Source organism: Saccharopolyspora sp. NPDC000995 (genome assembly GCF_053599315.1).
In genome coordinates this window covers 1-20,262 of sequence record NZ_JBSFLZ010000128.1, presented here as the reverse complement: position 1 = coordinate 20,262, position 20,262 = coordinate 1, and the positions used below count along the sequence as shown (strand labels likewise).

Here is a 20,262-nt window from a genome sequence, read left to right as displayed (position 1 = left end):
CCTTCAAAGCACTCCGCAACATAAGCCTGTGCCCCCGGAAAATCGGCACCATCGTCAAAGCCGCCCTCGTCATCCTTCACACCGAACACGACCGCGCAACATGATCACCCACAGCGACCAATCGTTACCCGGAAAGGCTCACTGGGTGCGTGCGGCCGGGCTGTCGCATTTGCGTGCGCGCCAGGTCGCGGTCGACGAGGTGGTGCTGTCCTCGGGGCTGTGTCTGTGGGGGGCCGGAGCGTTGTCCGCGGTGGGAGCGGCGGGAGCAGTGGAATTGACGCGGGCACCGCAACCTGAGCAGGTGCGCACTTTGCACACCGTGCGGGCTCAAGCGGAGCTCTCCGCCTATGAGACCACGACGTCAGCGGCACTGGCCGGACTCGCGGGCGCGTTGGCACGGTGGACGGCGATACGAGTGCCTTCCACAATGGGCTGGCACATACCCCGGCTGCATTACTTGGCTGCCTTGCTGGACGAGCGGGGTGCGCCGATGCTGGCACCGGAATTATGGCAGCACTGGCAGGATTTGGTGCGCCAGCGCAATGCCCAGGTCCAGGCGCTGGTGGTGCGGCGGTGTCTCGCCGAGGGCCTGCACGCTGCCTGCGTCGAGGAGCTGGCCAGTATTGCGGACATTGCCCGCGGCCGGTTGCCAGGTACCACGCCCGGCCAGGCACTGCGGTTTCTAGCCGATGCCGATCCGGTCTGGCGCCGCATCGCTGCGACCGAGCAGGTCACCAGTTACTCCGAGCTGGTCCGGTTGGCCTATGTGGTGCAAGTGTTGCGAGTCGGTTGCCCAGAGCTGCACGGACGATCTGGGCGATTGCTGATATGTGTGGAGGATCCGGCCGAGTCCCGCATTCTCGCTGCGGCGCGGACAGTCGCCGAACGGGCTGACCTGGATCTGCAGGCCGTGGGGCTGTATCCACTTGGGGCGCTCCTGCCCAGCACAGGCGGCAGCCTGCACGCCTGCGGGGAGCCAGCGCAGGCCGTGCTGGGAAATAGACCGGCAAAAGGAGACGCAGAAGCAAATCCGGTGGACACGCAAAATGCCGCTCGCGCGGCACTTACCGATAATCCGACCATCCCCAAAGCGCGCACGGGCCCCGCAAGGGGAGTTAAGCGCTGCGGAGAGGCGGCCCTCGCAGCGCTCTGTGGTGTCAGCCCAGTCGAGCGCTCAAGAGGGCAAAACTCAGCGCCACAGAGTTAATTGCGGCTACCGTTTCATTTCCCAGTGCACTATGGACAATCGCTACGAACAGGCTCATCCACGATTTCCGCACCCAGGACTACGCGGCACGCCGCGCAGCCTCCTGCTCCAGCCGCAAGGAGATCATCAGGGCTCCTCGAACGCTACATCGCACGCCAAGTCTCCAACAGGATCGTCCGCGCCCTGACACCGCCAACTGAACCCGACTTCAACAGCGCTTGACATAGGGGCATCAACGCGATGAAGGACTCACTCTGCTCGCGGAAGCAGTTCGAGCTTCTCGATCAGCGGAAAAGTGAGCCACTGAGATCAACTCACTGTTCAACGCGTGCCCGGATGAACACGCGCACGCTGGCAGTGCGGAGGCCATGATTGCTCGACCCGCACCGGCCCCTGTTTTGTTCGACGTCGTCGATGATCCAGCCAGAGTCGACGGCATCGGCAAGGCAAGTGTAGTGATCAACGGACCCGGTGGGCTGTGCGGCCGGGTGGAAAGCGAACGCGTAACTCCCGCGGTCAATGATCCTCGTCGTGCATGGAAGAGGAGCTGAGGTGTCCAGAACGCCTTTGTGCGGTTTCACCGTCGGTTCGACTTTACCAAGCGTCAGCATACCGCGGACGGCCTTTTCGAGGTCGGCCAGCAACTGACTTTGCCCTGCCGCCCAGCACATGGCTTTGGGGACGCGCAGGAGGATTCGCACATCCACACCGTTAGTGGAAACCGCCGTGACAAAGCCAAGTTCGGTAGGGAATGCTGCTCACCGGTGGACGGATTCCCCCCCCAGCACGCAGAGTCCCGCCGCACTCCGATCTCTTTGCCACCTGAAACCGCTGGCATACATCCCGGCCGTCATTTGGTCGTGAATGGCGACACCACTGTCGGGGGCGGGTTGGGCCATGTCGGCGATGGTCATGCCGTTTCGAGATATCGCCCTGGATGTGGCGGGTGCGTACGCCTACCTCAAGTGCACCAGCACCATCCCGTCGTTGCCGGGGGCCACCTCCACACTCCGGTACAGCTTCTTGATGTGGGGCTGCTTCAGCATCGCGAGAACGCGGTTCTTGAGCTTGCCGGCGCCCTTGCCTGGAATGATCTCGACGAGCGGCACATTTTCGCCGGCGGCGCGGAAGATCGCGTTGCGCACCGCGTTGTCGATCTCCCTGTCGCTGCGGAAGATCGGGTGAAGATCCACGGTCAGCTTTTCCGGCATCGCGTTCTCCCAGGTGTCATTGACTTGCCTCTCGCTGGACCCAAGCATGATGCGAGCGAGAACCCAAGCCTCGTGCGCAGGTTGAGCACGAACGCGCGCAGTTCGTGCCCGTCAGGACCAGCAGACACCATCCACGACGTCGCGACCCACCAGAGGGGCCCGAGTGCCGTCGCGGTATCGATTTCGGGCTTACTCGTCCTGAGGTCAGCGCCTGGCAGCAGTGGATCTTGCTGCGTCGGGGATGTGGCGAACGGTTGATCCGGTTGCCGGTGGTGGTGCCATCACTGCCGTCCGCTCCGGGTGTCGTGTGGGCTGTCGGCCCTGGTCTGGGCGGGACACCGACGAAGCTCTCACCGAGTTCCTGGGCTTGCCCAGGAAGGGGTAGCGGCGGCACCACGTGCCCAGCAGTTCGGGTCATCATTGGATCGACGTAGCGCGCGCTTCCCGCGCGGCGATCAAGACAAGATGACGCGCGCCCGCTGCGCAGCAACGGAGATCGTGCCGAATCTGGCCGCATGGGTTGGTGTTCGGGGCGGCTGAGACCCGCGCGCAATGGTTGCTTTGGCCCGAAGAGCACTGCCCAGATTTCTTGCGACGAGAGTTCACCGGGCTTGACGAACTGCGCAGGTTCAGCTCATCGAGAGCGTAGCGCGCCCCCACGAGCATGATGGCACCGCAGCGTTGGTGGAGGTCCTCGCACGTGCCGTCGGCGACGGTGGTCTTCGCTCGTTGTGCGAACGCATCAGCTTGGTTGAGGGGTGGAGGTGGCGCTCGCCTGCGTGCGCACGGCGTTGCCGGCATGTGGGTGGAGGCGTAACGCCCCGGCGGTGGCGATCAGCGCGGTCAGCCCGAGAAGGGTGAAGGCCACGGTATAGGCCGCCCCGCTGCGCGCACCGAACACCGTCTCACCCAAGGGCGCGCCGAGCCGCAGAGCCACCGTGGCCAGCGCGATGGCCAGCCCGGCGGACAACTGCTGCGTGGTGGCAGCCAGCGTGTTGGCGTCGCGCATCTGCTCGGGCGGGACATCGCTGAGCCCGATCGTGGCGTACGCGGTCAGCCCCACCGAGCGGGCAACCCCGGACAACAAGGCCATTGCGGCGAGCACGGGCAACGGGGTGGAGGCGGTGGTAAAGCCGAAACCGATCATGGACAGCGCGAGGGTGATCGTGGCGGCGAGCAGCACCGGCCGGAAGCCGAAGTGGTTGAGCATTGGGGTGGTCGCCGGCTTGATCGCCAGGTTGCCGACGAAGATGAACAGTACCACCGTGCCCGAGGTTATCGCGCTGTAGCCGAACGCGTTCTGCCACATCAGCGGGCACAAGAACGGTGCGGCGCCGACCACGATCCAGAACAGGAACCCGCTGGACTGGGAGAGACGGAAGGTCGGTATGCGCAGCGTTTGCAGCGTGACCAGCGGGTTCGGGGTGCGCAGCAGATGCCAGCCTGCCACGGCGAGGCCGGCGAGACACAGCGCGGTCAGCGTGGTGGTCACCGGCCAGCTCGTGTCGCTGTCCGAAATCAGGTGCGCGGTAAAGGTGAGCCCGCCGAGCCCGCCGCAGGTGAGCACCAGGCCAAGCCAGTCCAGTGGTCTCTGGGCGGCGCCGCTGTCGACTTCCCCGACCAGTTTCCATGCCGCAACAGAGGCGAACACCCCGAGCGGCACGTTGATCAGGAACAGCCACTGCCAGGACGCATACGTGGTGATCAGTGCACCGGCTAGCGGTGCGACGACGGGTGCCAGCAGACCGGGCCACACGATGTAGGCCATCATCCGCAACAGGTCCGGCTTTTCCGTCCTGGACAGCACCGCCATCCGCCCGACGGGCACCATCATCGCGCCGCCCACGCCCTGCATCACACGCATGGCCACCAACATCGGAAGGCTGCCGCTCATTGCACAACCGAGCGAGGCCAGGGTGAAAATCACGATGGCGGCCAGGAACACCGGCCGGACACCCAGCCTGCTGGTCAGCCAGGCGCTAAGTGGGATCAGCACGGAGAAGGTGACGAGGTAAGCCGTCATCACCAGACCGACCGCAGTCGGTGGCACGCCGAACGACTCGCCTATTTTGGGGGCGGCCGTGGTGACGATTGTGCTGTCCAAATTCTCCATGAAGAAGCAGCCGGCGACCAGGAACGCGGTATTCCGGTGGCGCGCGTCGATCATGGCTGTCCGAGTCCTCACGGCGTGAACTTATGCAATAGCGAACGTGCACCACGCCTCGATCCGCTCGCGAGCCTCGGCGCTGACCGTGGCATCGCACTGCGCGGTCCGTTCAAGGCCCCCATGGTCGTCTGGGAACCGCGCAACATGAGCCATATGTCGCAAAGAACGGTCCGAACGGGCAGCCATAGTGCACTTCTTCCTCTAGTTCGCTGAGCGCGATGCGCCGTTCGGATAGGAAGTGACGGCGCCAACCGCAGCACCCTCGGGGCGTACAGCCAAGGCAACGGCGCCTCGGGTGCTGCTCGCTCAGGCAGGAGCGTAGTGGGCTCTGACACAGCGAAAGGAGGTTCCGGCATGGGGTGCCGCCGGCCAAGGTCGCTGATCGAGCGCAGACCGACCTCACGAACTTGGACCAACCTCGCCGGGCGACCCGCTTTCCCGGAGCTTCACCGCATTTCAACGCCCATTCCGCGCACATCCCGAACATACTCATGCTGGACCGAGCTACGCTCCAACCGGATCCATTGGCGTGCGCCAAGCACGGCGTCCACGGCTGTGCGGCGATCTGGCAAGCCACGCAGGTGTAGCTGGATACGGCATTTGGAGGTCATCATTGCCAGTCAACATCCCGCGCGCATAGTTGTTCACGATTACCTGGGGCATCCGTTCCAAATCGAACTCAGCCGCGAATTGGCACGGCGAGGACATGATGTCCGTCACGTGTACTGCTCGACCATCGCAGTCGGACAAGGGAAGCTGGAGGTCGGAAGACCAGATTCCGGCCGCCTTTCGATCATTGGTATGCCTCAGCAACAACACCCGAGTTCGAGTCCTGACACGTACGGCCAGGACGTCGGCGGCCTCATCAGAGACTTCACGCCGCACGTGGTGATTTCGGGGAATAGCCCGGTCCCGGTTCAGCAGCATATCCAGCAAGCCTGCGCTAACCAGCGAATCCGGTTCGTGTACTGGTTGCAGGATATTTACTCCGCGCGTGCACCCAGAGCGGAGACCCGCCCCTACGACTGGGAACGCATTGTACGGTGCGAGAAGGCCACCTTACTGAGCAGCGATGCGGTTGTTGCCATCGCAGAGCCGTTCGCGGATTTCGTTCGTCAGTGTGGGGTTCAGCCGGAGCGCATCGCCGTGATAGAGAACTGGGCGCCGCTAGCAGAAATGGAATGTGACAGCGACGACTGGGCGCCTGCAAGGCCCTACCGCAGCTCCGGAGAGCCCATTTTCCTCTACTCCGGCACGCTGGACGATCGTCACGGCGCAGACCTGCTGGTGCGGTTGGCGAAGGCCTGCGATGCCCGGAACGCCGGCGTCCTGTTCGTGGTCAGCGAGGGCAGCGGTCGCCGTGCACTGGAAAGTGCGCGAGCACTTGGAATACGCCGGCTGCAGTTATACGACTTTCAGCCCTACGGCCATGTCCCGCGCATGTTCGCGGCGGCTGACGTGCTACTCGCTGGGCTGAGCACAGACGCGGGTCAGATGTCGGTTCCCTCCAAGGTGTTGGCCTATCTATGCGCCGGACGCCCGGTGCTCGCTGCTATCCCCTCGACGAATCGTGCCGCGCAACTGCTTGCGGAAATCGGAGCGGGGCGAGTAGTCAGCCCAGACGACCCGGATGAATACGTGGAGGCGGCGTTCGCCCTACTCGCCGACCCCGCACGCCGTCAGCGCATGGGAAACGCAGGACGGCAGTATGCCCGCCGCGCTTTTGCGATCGAACCGATAGCCGACCGCTTCGAGGAGATCCTCGTGCCCTGACTCCCCGGACTACCTGATCGCGCAGCAGTCCGTGTGCAACGCCACGGATCGATGAGTAGGAAAAAGCCTTAGCAGCCAGGACTGCGAATGGCCTTGCGAAACGTCGAAACTATCGGAGCTTTTCCGGATTGATCGTATATGTCTAGAGGAGTTGATTACCGTGAGTGACCGCAGTGGTTCAGTTCTCGTAGCTGGCGGTGGGGGTTTCATCGGTGGGCACTTGGCCGCTCGCCTGCTGGCCGAGGGCTACCGCGTTCGAGTGGTCGACTGCAAACCGGTTGACCAGTGGTACCAGGTACATCCCGACGCGGAGAACGTCGTGGCCGATCTGTCTCTTCTCGAGGCAGCACGCGCGGCGACCGACGGGATGGACGAGGTTTACAACCTAGCCGCCGACATGGGTGGCATTGGTTTCATCGAAGGCAACAAGGCCCGCTGCATGTTGTCAGTGCTGATCAACACGCACCTGCTGGTGGCCAGCCGCGATGCCGGCGTGGACCGATTCTTCTTCTCCTCGTCCGCTTGTGTCTACGCCGCCGCCCACCAGACCGCCCCGGATCTCGAACCGTTGCGGGAAGAGATGGCTTATCCGGCGATGCCCGAAGACGGTTACGGGTGGGAGAAGCTCTTCGACGAGCGCATGTGTCGGCATTTCTCCGAGGACTTCGGCCTGCGCACCCGGGTAGCCCGCTTCCACAACATCTACGGCCCGCATGGAACGTGGGACGGCGGACGCGAGAAAGCCCCGGCCGCGATCTGCCGAAAAATCGCTGCTGCGGTCATTAACGGCGACGACAAGATCGAGATCTGGGGCGACGGGGAGCAGTCCAGGAGTTTCACCTACATCGACGACTGCGTCGAGGGCATTCTCCGCATCATGCGTAGCGACTGCGACCAGCCACTCAACCTGGGCAGCGAGGAGCTCGTCACCATCAACCAACTCGTCGATCTGGTCCAGGAACTCGCTGGCTGCTCACTAACCCGGCACCACAACCTTTCCGCTGCACAAGGTGTGCGGGGACGAAACAGCGACAACACGCTGATCCGCGAACAGCTCGGCTGGGCGCCGTCGGTTTCGCTGCGCGACGGAATTTCCGAGACGTACAAGTGGATTTACAAGGAAGTCGGTAACGCCTCGCACAGGTTCCTGCCATGACTGGCATCGCAGAGCACGCTGGCGCCAGATCGGGTTGGACGAACTGGGCAGGGTCCGCCCAGTGCTTCCCGGCCCGTCGCATCAGCCTGCGCAGTGAGGACGAGCTGGTCCAGCAAGTGCGGGACGCATGTAGCACCGGTCAGCCGCTACGCGTTGCCGGCAATGGGCACTCATTCGCGCCACTGGTCAGCACGGACAGCACCCTCGTTGATCTGCACGAGTACGATGATGTCATCGCGGTGGACCCCGCCGCCATGACGGTAACGGTCCAAGCCGGCGCACCGCTGTGGCGCATCAACGCCGAGTTGGACCGGTACGGACTCGCGCTCGAGAACATGGGGACCGTCAACGTTCAAACCGCGGCCGGCCTGGTCGCGACGGGGACACACGGTTCGGGCATCCGATATGGCTGCCTGTCGAGTCAGGTCGCGAGTATGCGGCTCGTCACGGGACGCGGGGAGGTCGTGGAGTGCTCTGCGAGCACCGAACCAGAAGTGTTCTCGGCTGCTCGTTTGGGCTTGGGCGCTTTGGGAGTGATCTCTACGGTCACATTTCGTTGCGTACCGGCATTTTCTCTCGGCCTCGAGGAGCGAACAGAGCCATTCGCCCGGCTAGTTGAGCGTCTGCCCGAACACGTCGAGAGCATTGACCATCCCATCTTCTTCTGGCCCATGTGGAGCGACCAGGTACACATCCGGGCCATGTCGCGCACGACGGCGCCACTGCGGCCCTCGTCACGGTGGCAGGCCTGGCGAGATCACTACCTGGCGGGCCATGTCGGACTGCAAGGTGTGCTCTGGGCCCACCGGCGCGATGCTGCGCTCGTGCCATTTGCCTCCAAAGTCCTGACGCGCCGCCCGCTTCGGTCGTTCGTTGACATGAGTCATCGGGTTTTCACGTTTCCCCAGCACGTTCGCGTGGTGTCGATGGAGTATGCCGTGCCGTTCGAGGCGTTGGGGCAGGCGTTGCAAGAATTGCGTCGAGCACTACCGTTGTCCGGCGAGGTGGTTTCGCTGCCCCTGGAGATACGGGTGGCGCCCGGCAATGACATCCCGCTCAGCCCTTCTTACGGGCGCCTAACGGGATACGTCAATTTGGCAACCGATGCGCATAGCCCGCACGACAAGATATATCAGGTCGCCGAAAGGGTTCTTGGCGATTTTGATGGTCGCCCGCACTGGGCGAAGCTGCATTCCCAAACCGCGAGCAGCCTCGCGCCCCGCTATCCACGCTGGAACGACGTGCAGCGGATTCGCCAATCTCTCGATCCGGAAGGAATCCTGATCAACCCCTACCTCGAGCGAGTCTTCACCGGTACGGCCTGAATGCCTGTAAGCCCCGGTCCATCCTTGCCATGGTGGGAATCGTTGGCCGGGACGGAGTCGGCGCAGGAACGCCTCAAAGCTCGCCGAGCGCTCAGGCGTCATCCACGCCAGCGACACAACAAGATCAACAGTTCGGAGCCGACCCTAGATCACAACCTGTTGTTGTCGTAGTTAGGACGCCACTGATTGCTGGTCGGTCGCGTGCCTGTCGTCGCGAACTCGGCTGCTGCCGCGATCACCGCTTTGGGTGGTGAGTTTCTGCAGCGGGCCTCTTGGCCCTGCTCGGCGAGCAGATCCGCCGTGGCGGCGCCGACCGGCCCCTCGCCGACTACGGCGTGGACTGACATCCGGTATCTCTTTTCGACGTCGAGATCGATGAACGTCGTCGAGGCATCGATCGACGTTCATCCCCACGCGTTTTTCCCAGCGCTGGCGAGCAAGGAGCGAAGTATACCCGCTGGGGGTATAGAGAAAGAGGGAGACGGCGCCGCTGGCTGCGGGCGAGGCCGGCGAATACCGGTTCGGGAGCCTCGGGGCCGACGGTGCCGCGCTGACTTCGTTGGTCGAGGTGCAGGAAAAGATCAACCTCATCGTGGTTCGCCGGGGACCTCCCCAGTTTCTGGCACCTGCAACCGGTCGAGGTCGGCCACGGGGTCTGGTGGGTCCCGCTGGCGTTGGCCGAGGCGTGGGAGTACCGGGACTTCGTCAACCTCCGGCCGCTCACCGAGCACTCGTGGGCCGCCCGGATCGCGGAGAGCTCCGGCGCGATCTCGGGGGGTTACCGCCCGCCCCCCCCGCACACCGCTTCCTGGCCGCGCTGGACCACGCCTACGCCCTACCGGCGTGGAGGGGCGAGCACGCAGCCGAGCTGGGCGTCGACCCGGGGCGGATCGCGGTCGGAGGTCACAGCGCCGGCGGTCGGCTCGCGGCCGGGGGTGGGCTCGCGGCCGGGGGCGAGGTTGCGGGCATGCGACCAGCAGGGGCCGCCGACCCGCTTCCAGCTGCTCAACCAGCCCGGACTCGAACGGCAGACAGGAGACATGGTCGGCGCGGCACTCCACCGACAGGGCATGGATGAATCGCGACGGAGTCACCGCGGCGTGGCGGCACTACCTGGGCTTGGCTCCTGGCGTCTCTTATCTCCCACGACCCAACCATCCCTGTTGGTTCAGGTCTCCACGCTACGAGGGGACGCACACCGGCCCCTGCAACCGTGTGGACAGAACCTCGCGCAAGGCGGAGGCGCGGACGGCATCGACGAACGCGCCTGCGAACGCTGCTCCCACCCCCGGTCCCGCCGATCTTCGCCGCGATCCAGCGGATGGCAGACGACATGTCCTCTTCCCGGCTGGTGCCCTTGCGCGGCACCGGGCCCAACGCGTCGAGGAGGCCTGGACACGCCGCTGCGGTGCGCCACGGCGCGGCCCTGTGCCAAACTGGTTGTGTTGTCCTGATGTGATCTGGTTCTTGAGCCGTGGCTGACCGCTTGGTCGTTCGTGGCGCGCGTGAGCACAACTTGCGCGGCGTGGGTCTCGACCTGCCTCGGGACAGCTTGATCGTGTTCACGGGTCTGTCCGGTTCCGGGAAGTCCTCCCTGGCGTTCGACACGATCTTCGCGGAAGGCCAGCGGCGATACGTGGAGTCGCTGTCGGCGTACGCGCGCCAGTTCCTGGGCCAGATGGACAAGCCGGACGTGGAGGTCATCGAAGGCCTCTCGCCCGCGGTGTCGATCGATCAGAAGGCCACCAGCCACAACCCGCGGTCGACGGTGGGCACCGTCACCGAGGTCTCCGACTACCTGCGGCTGCTGTACGCCCGCGTGGGCGAGCCGCACTGCCCGGTCTGCGGCGAACGGATCAGCAGGCAGACCCCGCAGCAGATCGTCGACCAGGTGCTGGCCCTCCCCGAACGCACCCGGTTCCAGGTGCTGGCGCCAGTGGTGCGCGGGCGCAAGGGGGAGTACGCGGAACTGTTCGCCCGCCTGCGATCGCAGGGGTACGCGCGGGTGTCGGTGGACGGCGAGGTGCACCGCCTCGACGATGTGCCGAAGCTGAAGAAGCAGGAGAAGCACTCCATCGAAGTGGTCATCGACCGGCTCGTGGTCAAACCGGGGGCGAGGCAGCGTTTGACGGAGTCGGTGGAGGCCGCGTTGAAACTGGCCGACGGTGTCGTGATCGTGGAGTTCGCCGACGAACCGCCGCGGTCGCTGGCCCGGCAGTGGTCGTTCTCCCAGAACCTCGCGTGCTCCCGCGGCCACCCCATCGGTGTGCAGGACTTCGAGCCGCGGTCCTTCTCCTTCAACTCCCCGTACGGCGCATGCCCGGTGTGCACCGGGATCGGGGTGCGCCGCGAGGTCGACCCGGAACTGGTGATCGCGAATCCCGAGTTGTCGCTGGCGGATGGTGCCGTGGCGCCGTGGCAGGGCGGTCAGACCAGCGAGTACTTCCAGCGTCTGCTGGGCTCCTTGGCCGACGCCCGGGGCTTCTCGGTGGAAACCCCGTGGCGGCGGCTGCCCGCGAGGGTCCAGAAGGCGGTGCTCTACGGCTCCGACGACCAGATCCACGTGCAGTACCGCAACCGCTACGGTAGGCGGCGGTCTTACTACGCCCGCTTCGAAGGCGTGATTCCGTTCCTGGAGCGTCGCTTGGAGCAGACGGAGTCGGACTACCTGCGTCAGCGGTACGAGGGCTACCTGCGGGAAGTGCCCTGCCCGGAATGCGCGGGCACCCGCTTGAAACCGGAAGTCCTCGCCGTCACGCTAGAGCACAAGACGCTGGGGAAGCGCTCGATCGCCGAGGTGTCCGCGCTGTCGGTGGCGGGCTGCGCGGAGTTCTTGCGTGGCCTGGTGCTCGGCCGCCGCGAACGCGCGATCGCCGGCCGGGTGCTCTCGGAAACCCTGGCGCGCCTGGGTTTCCTGCTGGATGTCGGGCTGGACTACCTGTCGCTGGATCGGGCGGCGGGCACGCTCGCCGGGGGAGAGGCCCAGCGGATCCGCTTGGCTACGCAGATCGGCTCCGGACTGGCCGGGGTTCTCTACGTACTGGACGAACCTTCGATCGGCCTGCACCCGCGCGACAACCACCGCTTGCTCGCAACGCTGACCCGGCTGCGCGACCTCGGCAACACGCTGATCGTCGTCGAACACGACGAGGACACCATCCGCGCCGCCGACTGGGTCGTGGACATCGGTCCCGGCGCGGGTGAGCACGGCGGGACGATCGTGCACAGTGGTCCGCTGGACACCTTGCTGGCCAACCAGAAGTCGCTGACCGCCGAATACCTGACGGGTCGCCGCAAGATCCCGGTACCGGACGTGCGGCGTGCGGTCGACCACAACCGCGTATTGACGATCCACGCGGCGCGCGAGCACAACCTGCGCAGCATCGATGTGTCCTTCCCGCTGGGCTGCATGATCGCCGTGACCGGTGTTTCCGGCTCGGGGAAGTCCACTTTGGTCAACGACATCCTCTACAACGGGCTGGCTCGGAAACTGCACGGCGCCCGCGCGGTGCCGGGAAAGCACCACTCCATCACCGGAATCGACAGCGTCGACAAGGTAGTCCACGTCGATCAGTCGCCGATCGGCCGCACGCCCCGTTCCAACCCCGCCACCTACACCGGGGCGTTCGATCCCATCCGCAACCTGTTCGCCGCCACCACCACGGCCAAGGTCCGCGGCTACCGGCCGGGGCGGTTCTCCTTCAACGTGTCGGGCGGACGCTGCGAAACATGTGCCGGTGCCGGAACCATCCGGATCGAGATGCAGTTCCTCCCCGACGTGTACGTGCCGTGCGAGGAGTGCGGTGGGGCCCGCTACAACCGCGAAACCCTGGACGTGCGCTACAAGGGGAAGACGATCGCGGAGATCCTGGACATGCCCATCGAACAGGCGTTGGAGTTCTTCGGGGCGTTGCCGGGCATCGCCCGCCGCCTGCGCACGCTGGTCGACGTCGGGCTGGGGTACGTGCGGCTGGGGCAGCCCGCGCCGACGTTGTCCGGTGGTGAAGCGCAGCGGGTGAAGCTCGCGACGGAGCTCACCCGGCGCTCGAACGGGGGCACCGCGTACATCCTGGACGAGCCCACCACGGGGCTGCATTTCGACGACGTCCAGAAGCTGCTCGACGTGCTGCAACGGCTGGTGGACGTCGGCAACACGGTCATCGTCATCGAGCACAACATCGAGGTCGTCAAGACCGCTGACTGGATCATCGACCTGGGGCCCGAGGCCGGATCGGCCGGTGGTCGGGTGGTCGCCACGGGCACTCCCGAGGCGGTCGCCGGCGACGAGACCAGCTACACCGGGCAGTTCCTGCGCCGGGTGCTCGCTTCCTTGAAACCAGATCGAGAATTTCGGAGGTAGCGATGTTCAACAACCCAGAGGAGGTCCTGCGGTTCATCTCCGATGAGGACGTGAAGTTTATCGATGTCCGGTTCTGCGACCTTCCGGGCATCATGCAGCACTTCGCGGTGCCCGCCAAGTCGTTCGCCGCCGAGATCTTCGACGAAGGCATCGCCTTCGACGGGTCGTCGGTGCGCGGATTCCAGGCGATCCACGAGTCGGACATGCTCCTGCTGCCCGACCCCTACACCGCTAGACTGGATCCGTTCCGCACCAAGAAGACGTTGAGCCTCAACTTCTTCGTGCACGATCCGTTCACGCTACAGCCCTACTGCCGCGATCCGCGCAACATCGCGCGCAAAGCGGAGCAGTACCTCGCCGACTCCGGCCTCGCCGACCTGGCCTACTTCGGGCCGGAAGCCGAGTTCTACCTCTTCGACTCGGTGCGGTTCGTGAATGCGGAGAACACCTCGTTCCACGAGATCGACGCCATCGAGGGCTGGTGGAACACCGGTCGCGCCGAGGACGGGGGCAACCAGGGGTACAAGATCAAATACAAGGCGGGGTACTTCCCGGTGCCGCCCACCGACCACCTGGCGGACCTGCGCGACGAGATCGTGCTGAACCTGATCGATGCGGGTTTCATCGTGGAGAAGGCCCACCACGAGGTCGGCACCGCAGGTCAGGCCGAGATCAACTACCGGTTCAACACGCTGCTGCACGCCGCGGACGACCTCCAGCTCTACAAGTACATCGTGAAGAACACCGCGTGGCAGCACGGCAAGACGGCCACGTTCATGCCCAAGCCGCTTTTCGGCGACAACGGTTCCGGCATGCACACCCACCAGTCGTTGTGGAAGAGCGGCAAGCCGCTGTTCTACGACGAGGCGGGCTACGCTGGGCTCTCCGACCTCGCGCGGCACTACATCGGCGGAATCCTGCACCACGCACCGAGCCTGCTGGCGTTCACCAACCCGACGGTGAACTCCTACCACCGCATGGTGCCCGGCTTCGAGGCGCCGGTGAACCTGGTGTATTCCCAGCGCAACCGCTCGGCCTGCATCCGCATCCCGGTAACCGGCGCCAGCCCGAAGGCCAAGCGCATCGAGTTCCGCTGCCCGGACTCCTCCGGGAACCCGTACCTGGCCTTCGCCGCGATGATGCTCGCCGGCCTGGACGGCGTCACGAACAAGATCGAGCCGCCAGACCCGATCGACAAGGACCTCTACGAGTTACCGCCGGAGGAGTCCGCCGATGTCGTCCAGGTTCCGTCCTCGCTGGACGCCGTGCTGGAAAGCCTCGTGGCCGACCAGGATTTCCTGCTGCGCGGTGACGTCTTCACGCCGGACCTGATCGAGACCTGGATCGCCTTCAAGCGAGAGCACGAAATCGACCCGCTGCGACTGCGCCCGAACCCGTACGAGTTCGAGCTGTACTTCGACGTTTAGTGCCGCGTCCACGAACCCTGATCACCCTATTGATCTGCGCTCGCAGTCCCACCATTCAGGCCGCCGTGGAGAGGTGCCGGTTTCGCGGCACCTCTCCCGCGTGTAGAATGCCGGTTTCGCGCGAAATCGGGCGCTGCCCACGCCTGCCGGGTGGCGATATCTCGGGAAAGCGGCAGCACTCTCAATACTCGAGTTTCGCATCTATGCAGCCGCTGAGGCGCAGGCCAGAGCGTAGTCCCGCAATAGATCAGGGTCGGCGTGACCGGGTCTAACTGCGTTAAATCTCGCTGCAGTCAAGGTTTTTTGCGCAGCTTCGCGATCAGGTCTTCGAAGGACGGCTCGGCCTTGCTGTCATACCATGGCTCGGCGAGTCGGCGGGCGAGCATGTCGTCGGGATGATAACCGTGCTGGGCATACCAGGTGATGACCATCGACTGCATCAGCATGCCGAACGGCACGGTCCGTTCCACTGCCTTCCCGAGCCTGTTGCGGGCCTGTCCGACACCCTTCTGTTGTTTGCCCATGGCGTTCGATGGCTCGATCGTGCAAACTTGTCCGAGCCGTCCGCAAATACTTCCGCGCACACGGCGGACACACCGACTCCCACTGACGATCACAGCTCTTGCGAATCAACTCCTTGTGACCGGTCTCCGTATCCGTCCGCCAAAACAGCATCGGCCGGATACACACATCCTCGGCCTCAGCCGTCGCTTGCGCGACCTCCAACGCATGCGGGCCTTTCATCCGCCGCAGCGCTGCCCCAGCCGACTCAGTACCGTTCGTGTCGGTCGATGCTGTGGTGCCGTCCACAGCTTCGGCGGTTGCCATTGCTCGCTCCCCCACAGTCACGCCACCAGAGATCGATACCTAGCTCGTGCTGACGTGGCTCAACGAACCTTCGGGGAGCGTGGCAGCCGATCCGAGTAGCTCGGCGAGCAACGACGCCAGCTCATCGAGAAATTCGCAGGCTCCGTTCTCGGCGTACTCGACTTCGATCAGCACGTGCGGATCACGTTTGTTACCGCCCTCCACATACTTTGTCTCGCCGTCGTCCGCAGCAATGGCCCGCCACTGCTTCGGAAACGCCGCGCGGCGAGACGGCTGCAGTTCCGGGAGAGTCCCGATTTCCCCCATAAAGATCGACGTCAACGTGCATGACGCCGCCGGTGAGCTTCGCCAGCATCTCCGTCAGCAGATACGCCAGCGCAGCGCGGTAGTTCCAGCCCTCACGAAGGAACCTCCTGACCCGGAACGCTGCCTGAACGTCATCTGGCCAACCAGCCGTAACAAGGATGTCACCGTTGTCTGCCGCGTAACCGATCGTCCACTCCGGCGGTAACCACCCCAGCACACGACGGTTCTTCAACATCACGCATCATCCCCTTTCATGGCAACGTGAATCGCCGAATCCGCCCCATAGATCCGGTGCACGAAAATTCCCCTTGATCTCCACGGTAAAGCGGAATCAAGGGGAGAAGTAGTGATCAGCGGACGGCTTTCGCCGCGCTCTTTTTGTCCGCCCAGTAGGGCATCCGGGAGAGCGGGGAACGTGCGGGCCTGCCTGGTGAGGTACCAACCCACGGGCACCTGATGGACAGGATGCGGCAGTGCCCGCACGTTTCCCGCTTGTGGGACGAAACCCCGGGTCAGGCTCCGTCAGTTGCCGGGTGCGGCGTACTCACACGCGATCCGGCCGATTTCGTCATCGTCGATGTATCCGGCGCAGAACCGTAGCGGCTCCCGCACCCCTTCAGCCACCACGTAGCCCAGCCCGGGGTAGAGCGTTCGATGCGGTCGGCCCACGCGCCGAGCTGCCATGCGCCCTCACCGGAGGCCACGCCCGTTTGCGTGACGGAGTCCAAGCGCAGCGCGATCCGGTAGAGGGAACAGCACCCGCGCGGCTATGCACCCGGTAGCGCCTCGTAGGCTTCTCGTAGCTCGCTTGCTTCTGGCAACTGCCTGGTCTCGACTGCTCTGACAACTTCAAGAGCTCGCCAGTGGTTCGACGGAACCACCCTGCCCGATGCAATCGCCCGCATGGTCACGTCGCACGCTTCGTCAAGCCCGCCGGAAGCGAGTAGTGCTAGGCCCAGATCCAGGTTCGCTGAAGCCACTCGGCGTGGCCACTTGCTGAAGTCTGAACTCGGCCCCAATCGCTTAATGACTTCACGTGCGTAGCTTTCGGCCGCTGAGTCGCCGAGCCATGCCAATGTTGTTGCGGTATAAGAAATCGACTTGTCAGGATCGTATCGGTAGTGGTGTTCCGGCCGATCCGGCCGCTGTATCGGTGACACCATCTTGTGAACCGCTTCTATAGCGGCGTACGTCTCGTCCGCTTTTCCAAGTCGCGCGTTGGCACGGCCAATTTGCGCCGTTGCCTGGATAGCGACCGAGCTTCCATTCGGAGCGAGCTGCACAGCCTTCTGGGACAACTCCACCGCGCGTTCATAGTCGCCAACGGTGAGGACCCGCCACGCCTCGGTCTCGTAGCACCATGCACGTATCTCGTGATGATCTAGATCGCGCGCCAAGCTCGCCGCAGCCCGCAGGCGGGCAGTAGCCGCCGAATCTTGCTGCAGATCGATGTGCACAGTCGCGCACAGCAACGAAAGCCACCCGCCAACGGCTAGGAGCCGTCGGTGCTCCGCGAGCGTCATGCGGCCATCGAGAAGCTGCTGAACATAGCGAAGGTGCTGCCGAATCCTGGGCAGCAACACGCTAGGCGGCGTCTTGGAGTATGCACAAGCCAGGTCATCAACAACGCTTTCCAACATCATCAAAGTGTCATTTCCGACATCGCTCGCTGTGGCGCGCCTAGCTAGCTCTAACGCATCCTGTTCGTCATCACTGAGCGCAACGGGAAACGAGAACCATGAGCCAGCAGGCGTTGTAATGGCGTCCTGCTTGGATGCCAAACCGGCTAGTTTCCGCGAGTTCTGTTCCGCTTGGATCACATCGAACTGCGCCACCAAGCTACCTTGCGCGTCGCAGATCTCGTCTACTTTTGTCCAGAAATCGCGTCCCGGAAATTGCCGCCCCGCCTCGATATGCGAAATCGATGTGCGCGAGTAGTGCGTCAGGCTGCCAAGTTCCCCCTGATGGAAGCCACTGGCTTCCCGGTGGCGGGCAAGCGTTGCGCCGAGGGCACGGCGCAACTCCACGACGGTCTCTGGCTCACGTGCCATGACGCACTCCCGACGTCCGCTGCTGGCGGTTCCATGTCTCACGCAAGCGTAGCGATCTGTACACCTGAAGTGATCGCATCAAGCCTGTGGGATTTGTTCCCACACTGTTTCCCACCCCGACTCCACACGGTTACATGGCAGGCACAGTCAGCAAGAATAACGCGGTGACCTGCACAACAGTTACCGAAATGAACTGTCGAACCGAGATCGGGACACTCACATGCAGTGGTTGTTGATCGACGTCGCCGTCCTCCTGCGGGCTGTCCTCCACAGGCCGGGGTTACTGCTGTGGTGGGCGGTCCAAGCGCAATTCGGGCCTGCGGTTCGGCCGGCGGTGACCCAGCCGTGACCGCCTCACGCCGGACATGGGTGGACTGGACAGGAGTTCGTCACTACCGCCTCGACGCCCACACGACGCGTCGCGGACGTGTGATCTGGCTTCCCGATGCCGGTACCGCAATCACCGCCGGGAACTTCTGGCAGTGCTGGCCGCCCGATCGCCTTCCGTCCCCAACCAAGACCCACTGACGACAACCTGTGAGGCCATGAATGCCGCAGCGAACGTTTGCGCCTGACTGCGCCACCACGTGGAGATGCGCCGCCAAACGATGCCTGTTTGCCGACCCGGACCCCGACCTGGTTCGCCAGCACGAGCACGACGCCCACGGCCCCGCATGGATGGCCGCTGACCAGGCCCCGCAGCAGCCCGCCGCCGGGGTGGTGAACCCGCAGTGACTTCCCCTTCCTTCCGGATGCTGACCAGCCTGAACAACATCGCCCACACCATCCAGAGCGGCGCGACCCGCTCCCTGTGCGGTGTTCCCCTCACCAGCTTGTACCCGCAAGACCCGCAGCGTCCCTCGCCAACGCCGTGCTCGTTCTGCCCCGGGGAACTCGCGCGACTGCGCAGAAGGGCAGTCGCCCGATGACCGCCACCACGATGACCGCGCTTCCGATCCGCACCCCACACGCAGCCATGCTCCACGAACTTGCTTCCGCCCCGGTTGATTGGTTCCCCAAAAACACCGACAACGGCGACGACACCAAGTACGCCGACGTGTGGACCGACCACCACCGGATCACACACGAACGTCACCCAACCCACGACGGCATGACGTGCTGCGGCAAGCGGATTCTCGGCAGCGACGCCCCCAGCCACTCCCGCATATACCCAGTGGGCTGCCGCCTCTGCGCCGCCGCACACACCCACTCCCCGTAAACCCCGGTGCGGGTGCCGACAGTCCGCCCCCCGACCGGCACCCGCACCGGAACCACACCCCGAAACAACCGCCCGAACACAGTCATTACGGAGCAAAACCGCCCACAAGTTCGGTCCGGTGCTACCGCCGCCGATCCCCTTCAAAGCACCTGGCCGCGCCTGGCCAAGGCACGACAACCCCGTACCGCTGCCTTGGCCAGGCACCCAAACCTCACCAACCGTCCACAGTGAACAACCAGGAGGAGAATTCTGTGTCCATTGCTGAACAAGCACAGCAACTGCAAGCCTTGGCCGATCAAGTGCCTGTCGGCCAGGCCGAAGCGATCAGAGGACAGCTCGAATCCATGGGCCAGCAGGTCACTGGCATCCTCGGGGAAACCACCAGCGCCCAAGAGCTCCACGGCCACATCGGAGCCGTCTCCAACGAAGTCGGCACCGTGACTGCCGGGCTCGAACAACTGCGGCAAATGGTCATCGACAAGGCCGCATACCACCAGCAGTGATGAGCGACCACACCATCGGCGGCCAGGCGGAAAACCTCCGGCTGGCCGCCGACGCCGTGCCGCTGAACGAAGCCAACGCATTGTGCGACACCATCGAAGCCCTCCGGGACCAACTCGCCGGAATCCTCGGCACCAACGACGAACTCGTCGGCGAAGCGCACCGCATCGCAGAGACCGCAGCCGACATCGTGCGAACCTTCGCGAACCTCCGAACCACAATCCAAAACGCGGGCAGCTATCACCACGGAAACACCCACCGGCCCGCGAACACGTCCAACCCCACGACCAACCCCCAAAAACCCGAAAAACCATACGACCGCCTACCAAAACCGTCGATATCCAAACCGCAACCGCTACCGGCTGGAGTCACCGACAACCCCGCAACATGGCCCGGCAGAATCGAAGACAACGGAACCACCGACGAGCAGCGATTCAGTCCCGACGAAAAATCTGTCGCCAAACGACTCGCCCAGGCCGGACGCAACATTGTCCGAAGGTTGCCAACCAGTGACCGCCGTACGGCTGACGCTACGATCAACGGTGATCCAGTAGAATTCAAGACGCTACAACAGAAGGATAACCAACCGCCGACACACAAAACCGTCAAAAATGCGCTCAGTAAATCACAATCCAATGAGGTGATCTCAGTAGGGGGTTATGCGAGTCGGCCGTGTTCGAATTGGGTGAGTACGAGTGCGGCTTTGACGATGGGTCCGATTTTGCGGGGGC

At 64.2% G+C, this 20,262-nt stretch carries 18 protein-coding genes and 1 pseudogene; 11 read left to right on the top strand and 8 right to left on the bottom strand.

Annotated features, from left to right (window positions below):
* Positions 1 to 104, top strand: a pseudogene (locus ACWDKQ_RS29720) (IS5/IS1182 family transposase); the annotation flags it as partial.
* Positions 101 to 1,207: a hypothetical protein gene (locus tag ACWDKQ_RS29715; protein WP_450142078.1), complete on the top strand. Its 1,107-nt coding sequence runs from the start codon at positions 101 to 103 to the stop codon at positions 1,205 to 1,207. The pseudogene ACWDKQ_RS29720 and the gene ACWDKQ_RS29715, both read left to right, overlap by 4 nt.
* Before the next feature lie 314 nt (positions 1,208 to 1,521).
* On the opposite strand, the gene ACWDKQ_RS29710 is transcribed toward ACWDKQ_RS29715, so the two are convergent.
* From ACWDKQ_RS29710 to ACWDKQ_RS29700, 3 genes are all read right to left on the bottom strand, one after another.
* Positions 1,522 to 1,908 carry a hypothetical protein gene (locus tag ACWDKQ_RS29710; RefSeq protein WP_450142077.1) on the bottom strand — a complete coding sequence of 129 codons (387 nt, stop codon included), beginning with the start codon at positions 1,906 to 1,908 and terminating at the stop codon, positions 1,522 to 1,524.
* Between the two features lie 255 nt (positions 1,909 to 2,163).
* Complete coding sequence (locus ACWDKQ_RS29705; RefSeq protein ID WP_450142076.1) at positions 2,164 to 2,418, bottom strand: Smr/MutS family protein; 255 nt, start codon at positions 2,416 to 2,418, stop codon at positions 2,164 to 2,166.
* A 742-nt stretch (positions 2,419 to 3,160) separates the two neighbouring features.
* Entirely contained in the window at positions 3,161 to 4,585 is a 1,425-nt protein-coding gene (locus tag ACWDKQ_RS29700) for an MFS transporter (RefSeq protein ID WP_450142075.1), read from the bottom strand.
* A gap of 600 nt (positions 4,586 to 5,185) precedes the next feature.
* On the opposite strand from ACWDKQ_RS29700, the gene ACWDKQ_RS29695 reads away from it, so the two are divergent.
* The 3 genes from ACWDKQ_RS29695 (at position 5,186) to ACWDKQ_RS29685 (ending at position 8,839) form a co-directional block, all read left to right on the top strand.
* Complete coding sequence (locus ACWDKQ_RS29695; protein ID WP_450142074.1) at positions 5,186 to 6,358, top strand: glycosyltransferase family 4 protein; 1,173 nt, start codon at positions 5,186 to 5,188, stop codon at positions 6,356 to 6,358.
* Between the two features lie 160 nt (positions 6,359 to 6,518).
* On the top strand, positions 6,519 to 7,514 hold the full coding sequence (locus tag ACWDKQ_RS29690; RefSeq protein ID WP_450142073.1) for an NAD-dependent epimerase/dehydratase family protein: 996 nt from the start codon (positions 6,519 to 6,521) through the stop codon (positions 7,512 to 7,514).
* Positions 7,511 to 8,839, top strand: a complete 1,329-nt coding sequence (locus ACWDKQ_RS29685) for a D-arabinono-1,4-lactone oxidase (RefSeq protein ID WP_450142072.1) — start codon at positions 7,511 to 7,513, stop codon at positions 8,837 to 8,839. Before ACWDKQ_RS29690 ends, ACWDKQ_RS29685 begins: the two co-directional genes overlap by 4 nt.
* A gap of 149 nt (positions 8,840 to 8,988) precedes the next feature.
* On the opposite strand, the gene ACWDKQ_RS29680 is transcribed toward ACWDKQ_RS29685, so the two are convergent.
* Complete coding sequence (locus tag ACWDKQ_RS29680; protein WP_450142071.1) at positions 8,989 to 9,186, bottom strand: hypothetical protein; 198 nt, start codon at positions 9,184 to 9,186, stop codon at positions 8,989 to 8,991.
* 221 nt (positions 9,187 to 9,407) lie between these two features.
* On the opposite strand from ACWDKQ_RS29680, the gene ACWDKQ_RS29675 reads away from it, so the two are divergent.
* The 3 genes from ACWDKQ_RS29675 (at position 9,408) to glnA (ending at position 14,626) form a co-directional block, all read left to right on the top strand.
* Positions 9,408 to 9,917 carry an alpha/beta hydrolase fold domain-containing protein gene (locus tag ACWDKQ_RS29675; RefSeq protein WP_450142079.1) on the top strand — a complete coding sequence of 170 codons (510 nt, stop codon included), beginning with the start codon at positions 9,408 to 9,410 and terminating at the stop codon, positions 9,915 to 9,917.
* Between the two features lie 396 nt (positions 9,918 to 10,313).
* Entirely contained in the window at positions 10,314 to 13,199 is a 2,886-nt protein-coding gene (gene uvrA, locus ACWDKQ_RS29670; RefSeq protein WP_450142070.1) for an excinuclease ABC subunit UvrA, read from the top strand.
* 2 nt (positions 13,200 to 13,201) lie between these two features.
* On the top strand, positions 13,202 to 14,626 hold the full coding sequence (glnA, locus tag ACWDKQ_RS29665) for a type I glutamate--ammonia ligase (RefSeq protein WP_450142069.1): 1,425 nt from the start codon (positions 13,202 to 13,204) through the stop codon (positions 14,624 to 14,626).
* Between the two features lie 293 nt (positions 14,627 to 14,919).
* On the opposite strand, the gene ACWDKQ_RS29660 is transcribed toward glnA, so the two are convergent.
* From ACWDKQ_RS29660 to ACWDKQ_RS29645, 4 genes are all read right to left on the bottom strand, one after another.
* A complete protein-coding gene (locus ACWDKQ_RS29660; protein WP_450142068.1) occupies positions 14,920 to 15,150 on the bottom strand; it encodes a hypothetical protein in 231 nt (76 codons plus the stop codon).
* A 343-nt stretch (positions 15,151 to 15,493) separates the two neighbouring features.
* Complete coding sequence (locus ACWDKQ_RS29655; RefSeq protein ID WP_450142067.1) at positions 15,494 to 15,760, bottom strand: hypothetical protein; 267 nt, start codon at positions 15,758 to 15,760, stop codon at positions 15,494 to 15,496.
* Between the two features lie 522 nt (positions 15,761 to 16,282).
* Positions 16,283 to 16,444, bottom strand: coding sequence for a hypothetical protein (locus tag ACWDKQ_RS29650; protein ID WP_450142066.1), 162 nt, complete (start codon positions 16,442 to 16,444; stop codon positions 16,283 to 16,285).
* 83 nt (positions 16,445 to 16,527) lie between these two features.
* Positions 16,528 to 17,811, bottom strand: coding sequence for a helix-turn-helix domain-containing protein (locus tag ACWDKQ_RS29645; protein ID WP_450142065.1), 1,284 nt, complete (start codon positions 17,809 to 17,811; stop codon positions 16,528 to 16,530).
* A gap of 925 nt (positions 17,812 to 18,736) precedes the next feature.
* Between ACWDKQ_RS29645 and ACWDKQ_RS29640 the strand changes: the two genes are divergently transcribed.
* The 3 genes from ACWDKQ_RS29640 to ACWDKQ_RS29630 all read left to right on the top strand — a co-directional run.
* A complete protein-coding gene (locus ACWDKQ_RS29640) occupies positions 18,737 to 19,030 on the top strand; it encodes a hypothetical protein (RefSeq protein WP_450142064.1) in 294 nt (97 codons plus the stop codon).
* Positions 19,031 to 19,257: 227 nt separating this feature from the next.
* A complete protein-coding gene (locus tag ACWDKQ_RS29635; protein WP_450142063.1) occupies positions 19,258 to 19,533 on the top strand; it encodes a hypothetical protein in 276 nt (91 codons plus the stop codon).
* Positions 19,533 to 20,262 (top strand): hypothetical protein (locus ACWDKQ_RS29630; protein WP_450142062.1); only part of this gene is annotated, 730 nt, incomplete at its 3' end. The genes ACWDKQ_RS29635 and ACWDKQ_RS29630, both read left to right, overlap by 1 nt.

Excerpts from the sequence above, each read along its gene's own strand:
- ACWDKQ_RS29715 (WP_450142078.1), top strand. The coding sequence starts at position 101 with ATGATCACCCACAGCGACCAATCGTTACCCGGAAAGGCTCACTGGGTG.
- ACWDKQ_RS29705 (WP_450142076.1), bottom strand. The coding sequence starts at position 2,418 with ATGCCGGAAAAGCTGACCGTGGATCTTCACCCGATCTTCCGCAGCGAC.
- ACWDKQ_RS29700 (WP_450142075.1), bottom strand. The coding sequence starts at position 4,585 with ATGATCGACGCGCGCCACCGGAATACCGCGTTCCTGGTCGCCGGCTGC.
- ACWDKQ_RS29685 (WP_450142072.1), top strand. The coding sequence starts at position 7,511 with ATGACTGGCATCGCAGAGCACGCTGGCGCCAGATCGGGTTGGACGAAC.
- ACWDKQ_RS29680 (WP_450142071.1), bottom strand. The coding sequence starts at position 9,186 with ATGTCAGTCCACGCCGTAGTCGGCGAGGGGCCGGTCGGCGCCGCCACG.
- glnA (WP_450142069.1), top strand. The coding sequence starts at position 13,202 with ATGTTCAACAACCCAGAGGAGGTCCTGCGGTTCATCTCCGATGAGGAC.
- ACWDKQ_RS29660 (WP_450142068.1), bottom strand. The coding sequence starts at position 15,150 with ATGGGCAAACAACAGAAGGGTGTCGGACAGGCCCGCAACAGGCTCGGG.
- ACWDKQ_RS29655 (WP_450142067.1), bottom strand. The coding sequence starts at position 15,760 with ATGGGGGAAATCGGGACTCTCCCGGAACTGCAGCCGTCTCGCCGCGCG.
- ACWDKQ_RS29650 (WP_450142066.1), bottom strand. The coding sequence starts at position 16,444 with ATGGCAGCTCGGCGCGTGGGCCGACCGCATCGAACGCTCTACCCCGGG.
- ACWDKQ_RS29645 (WP_450142065.1), bottom strand. The coding sequence starts at position 17,811 with ATGGCACGTGAGCCAGAGACCGTCGTGGAGTTGCGCCGTGCCCTCGGC.
- ACWDKQ_RS29640 (WP_450142064.1), top strand. The coding sequence starts at position 18,737 with ATGACCGCCACCACGATGACCGCGCTTCCGATCCGCACCCCACACGCA.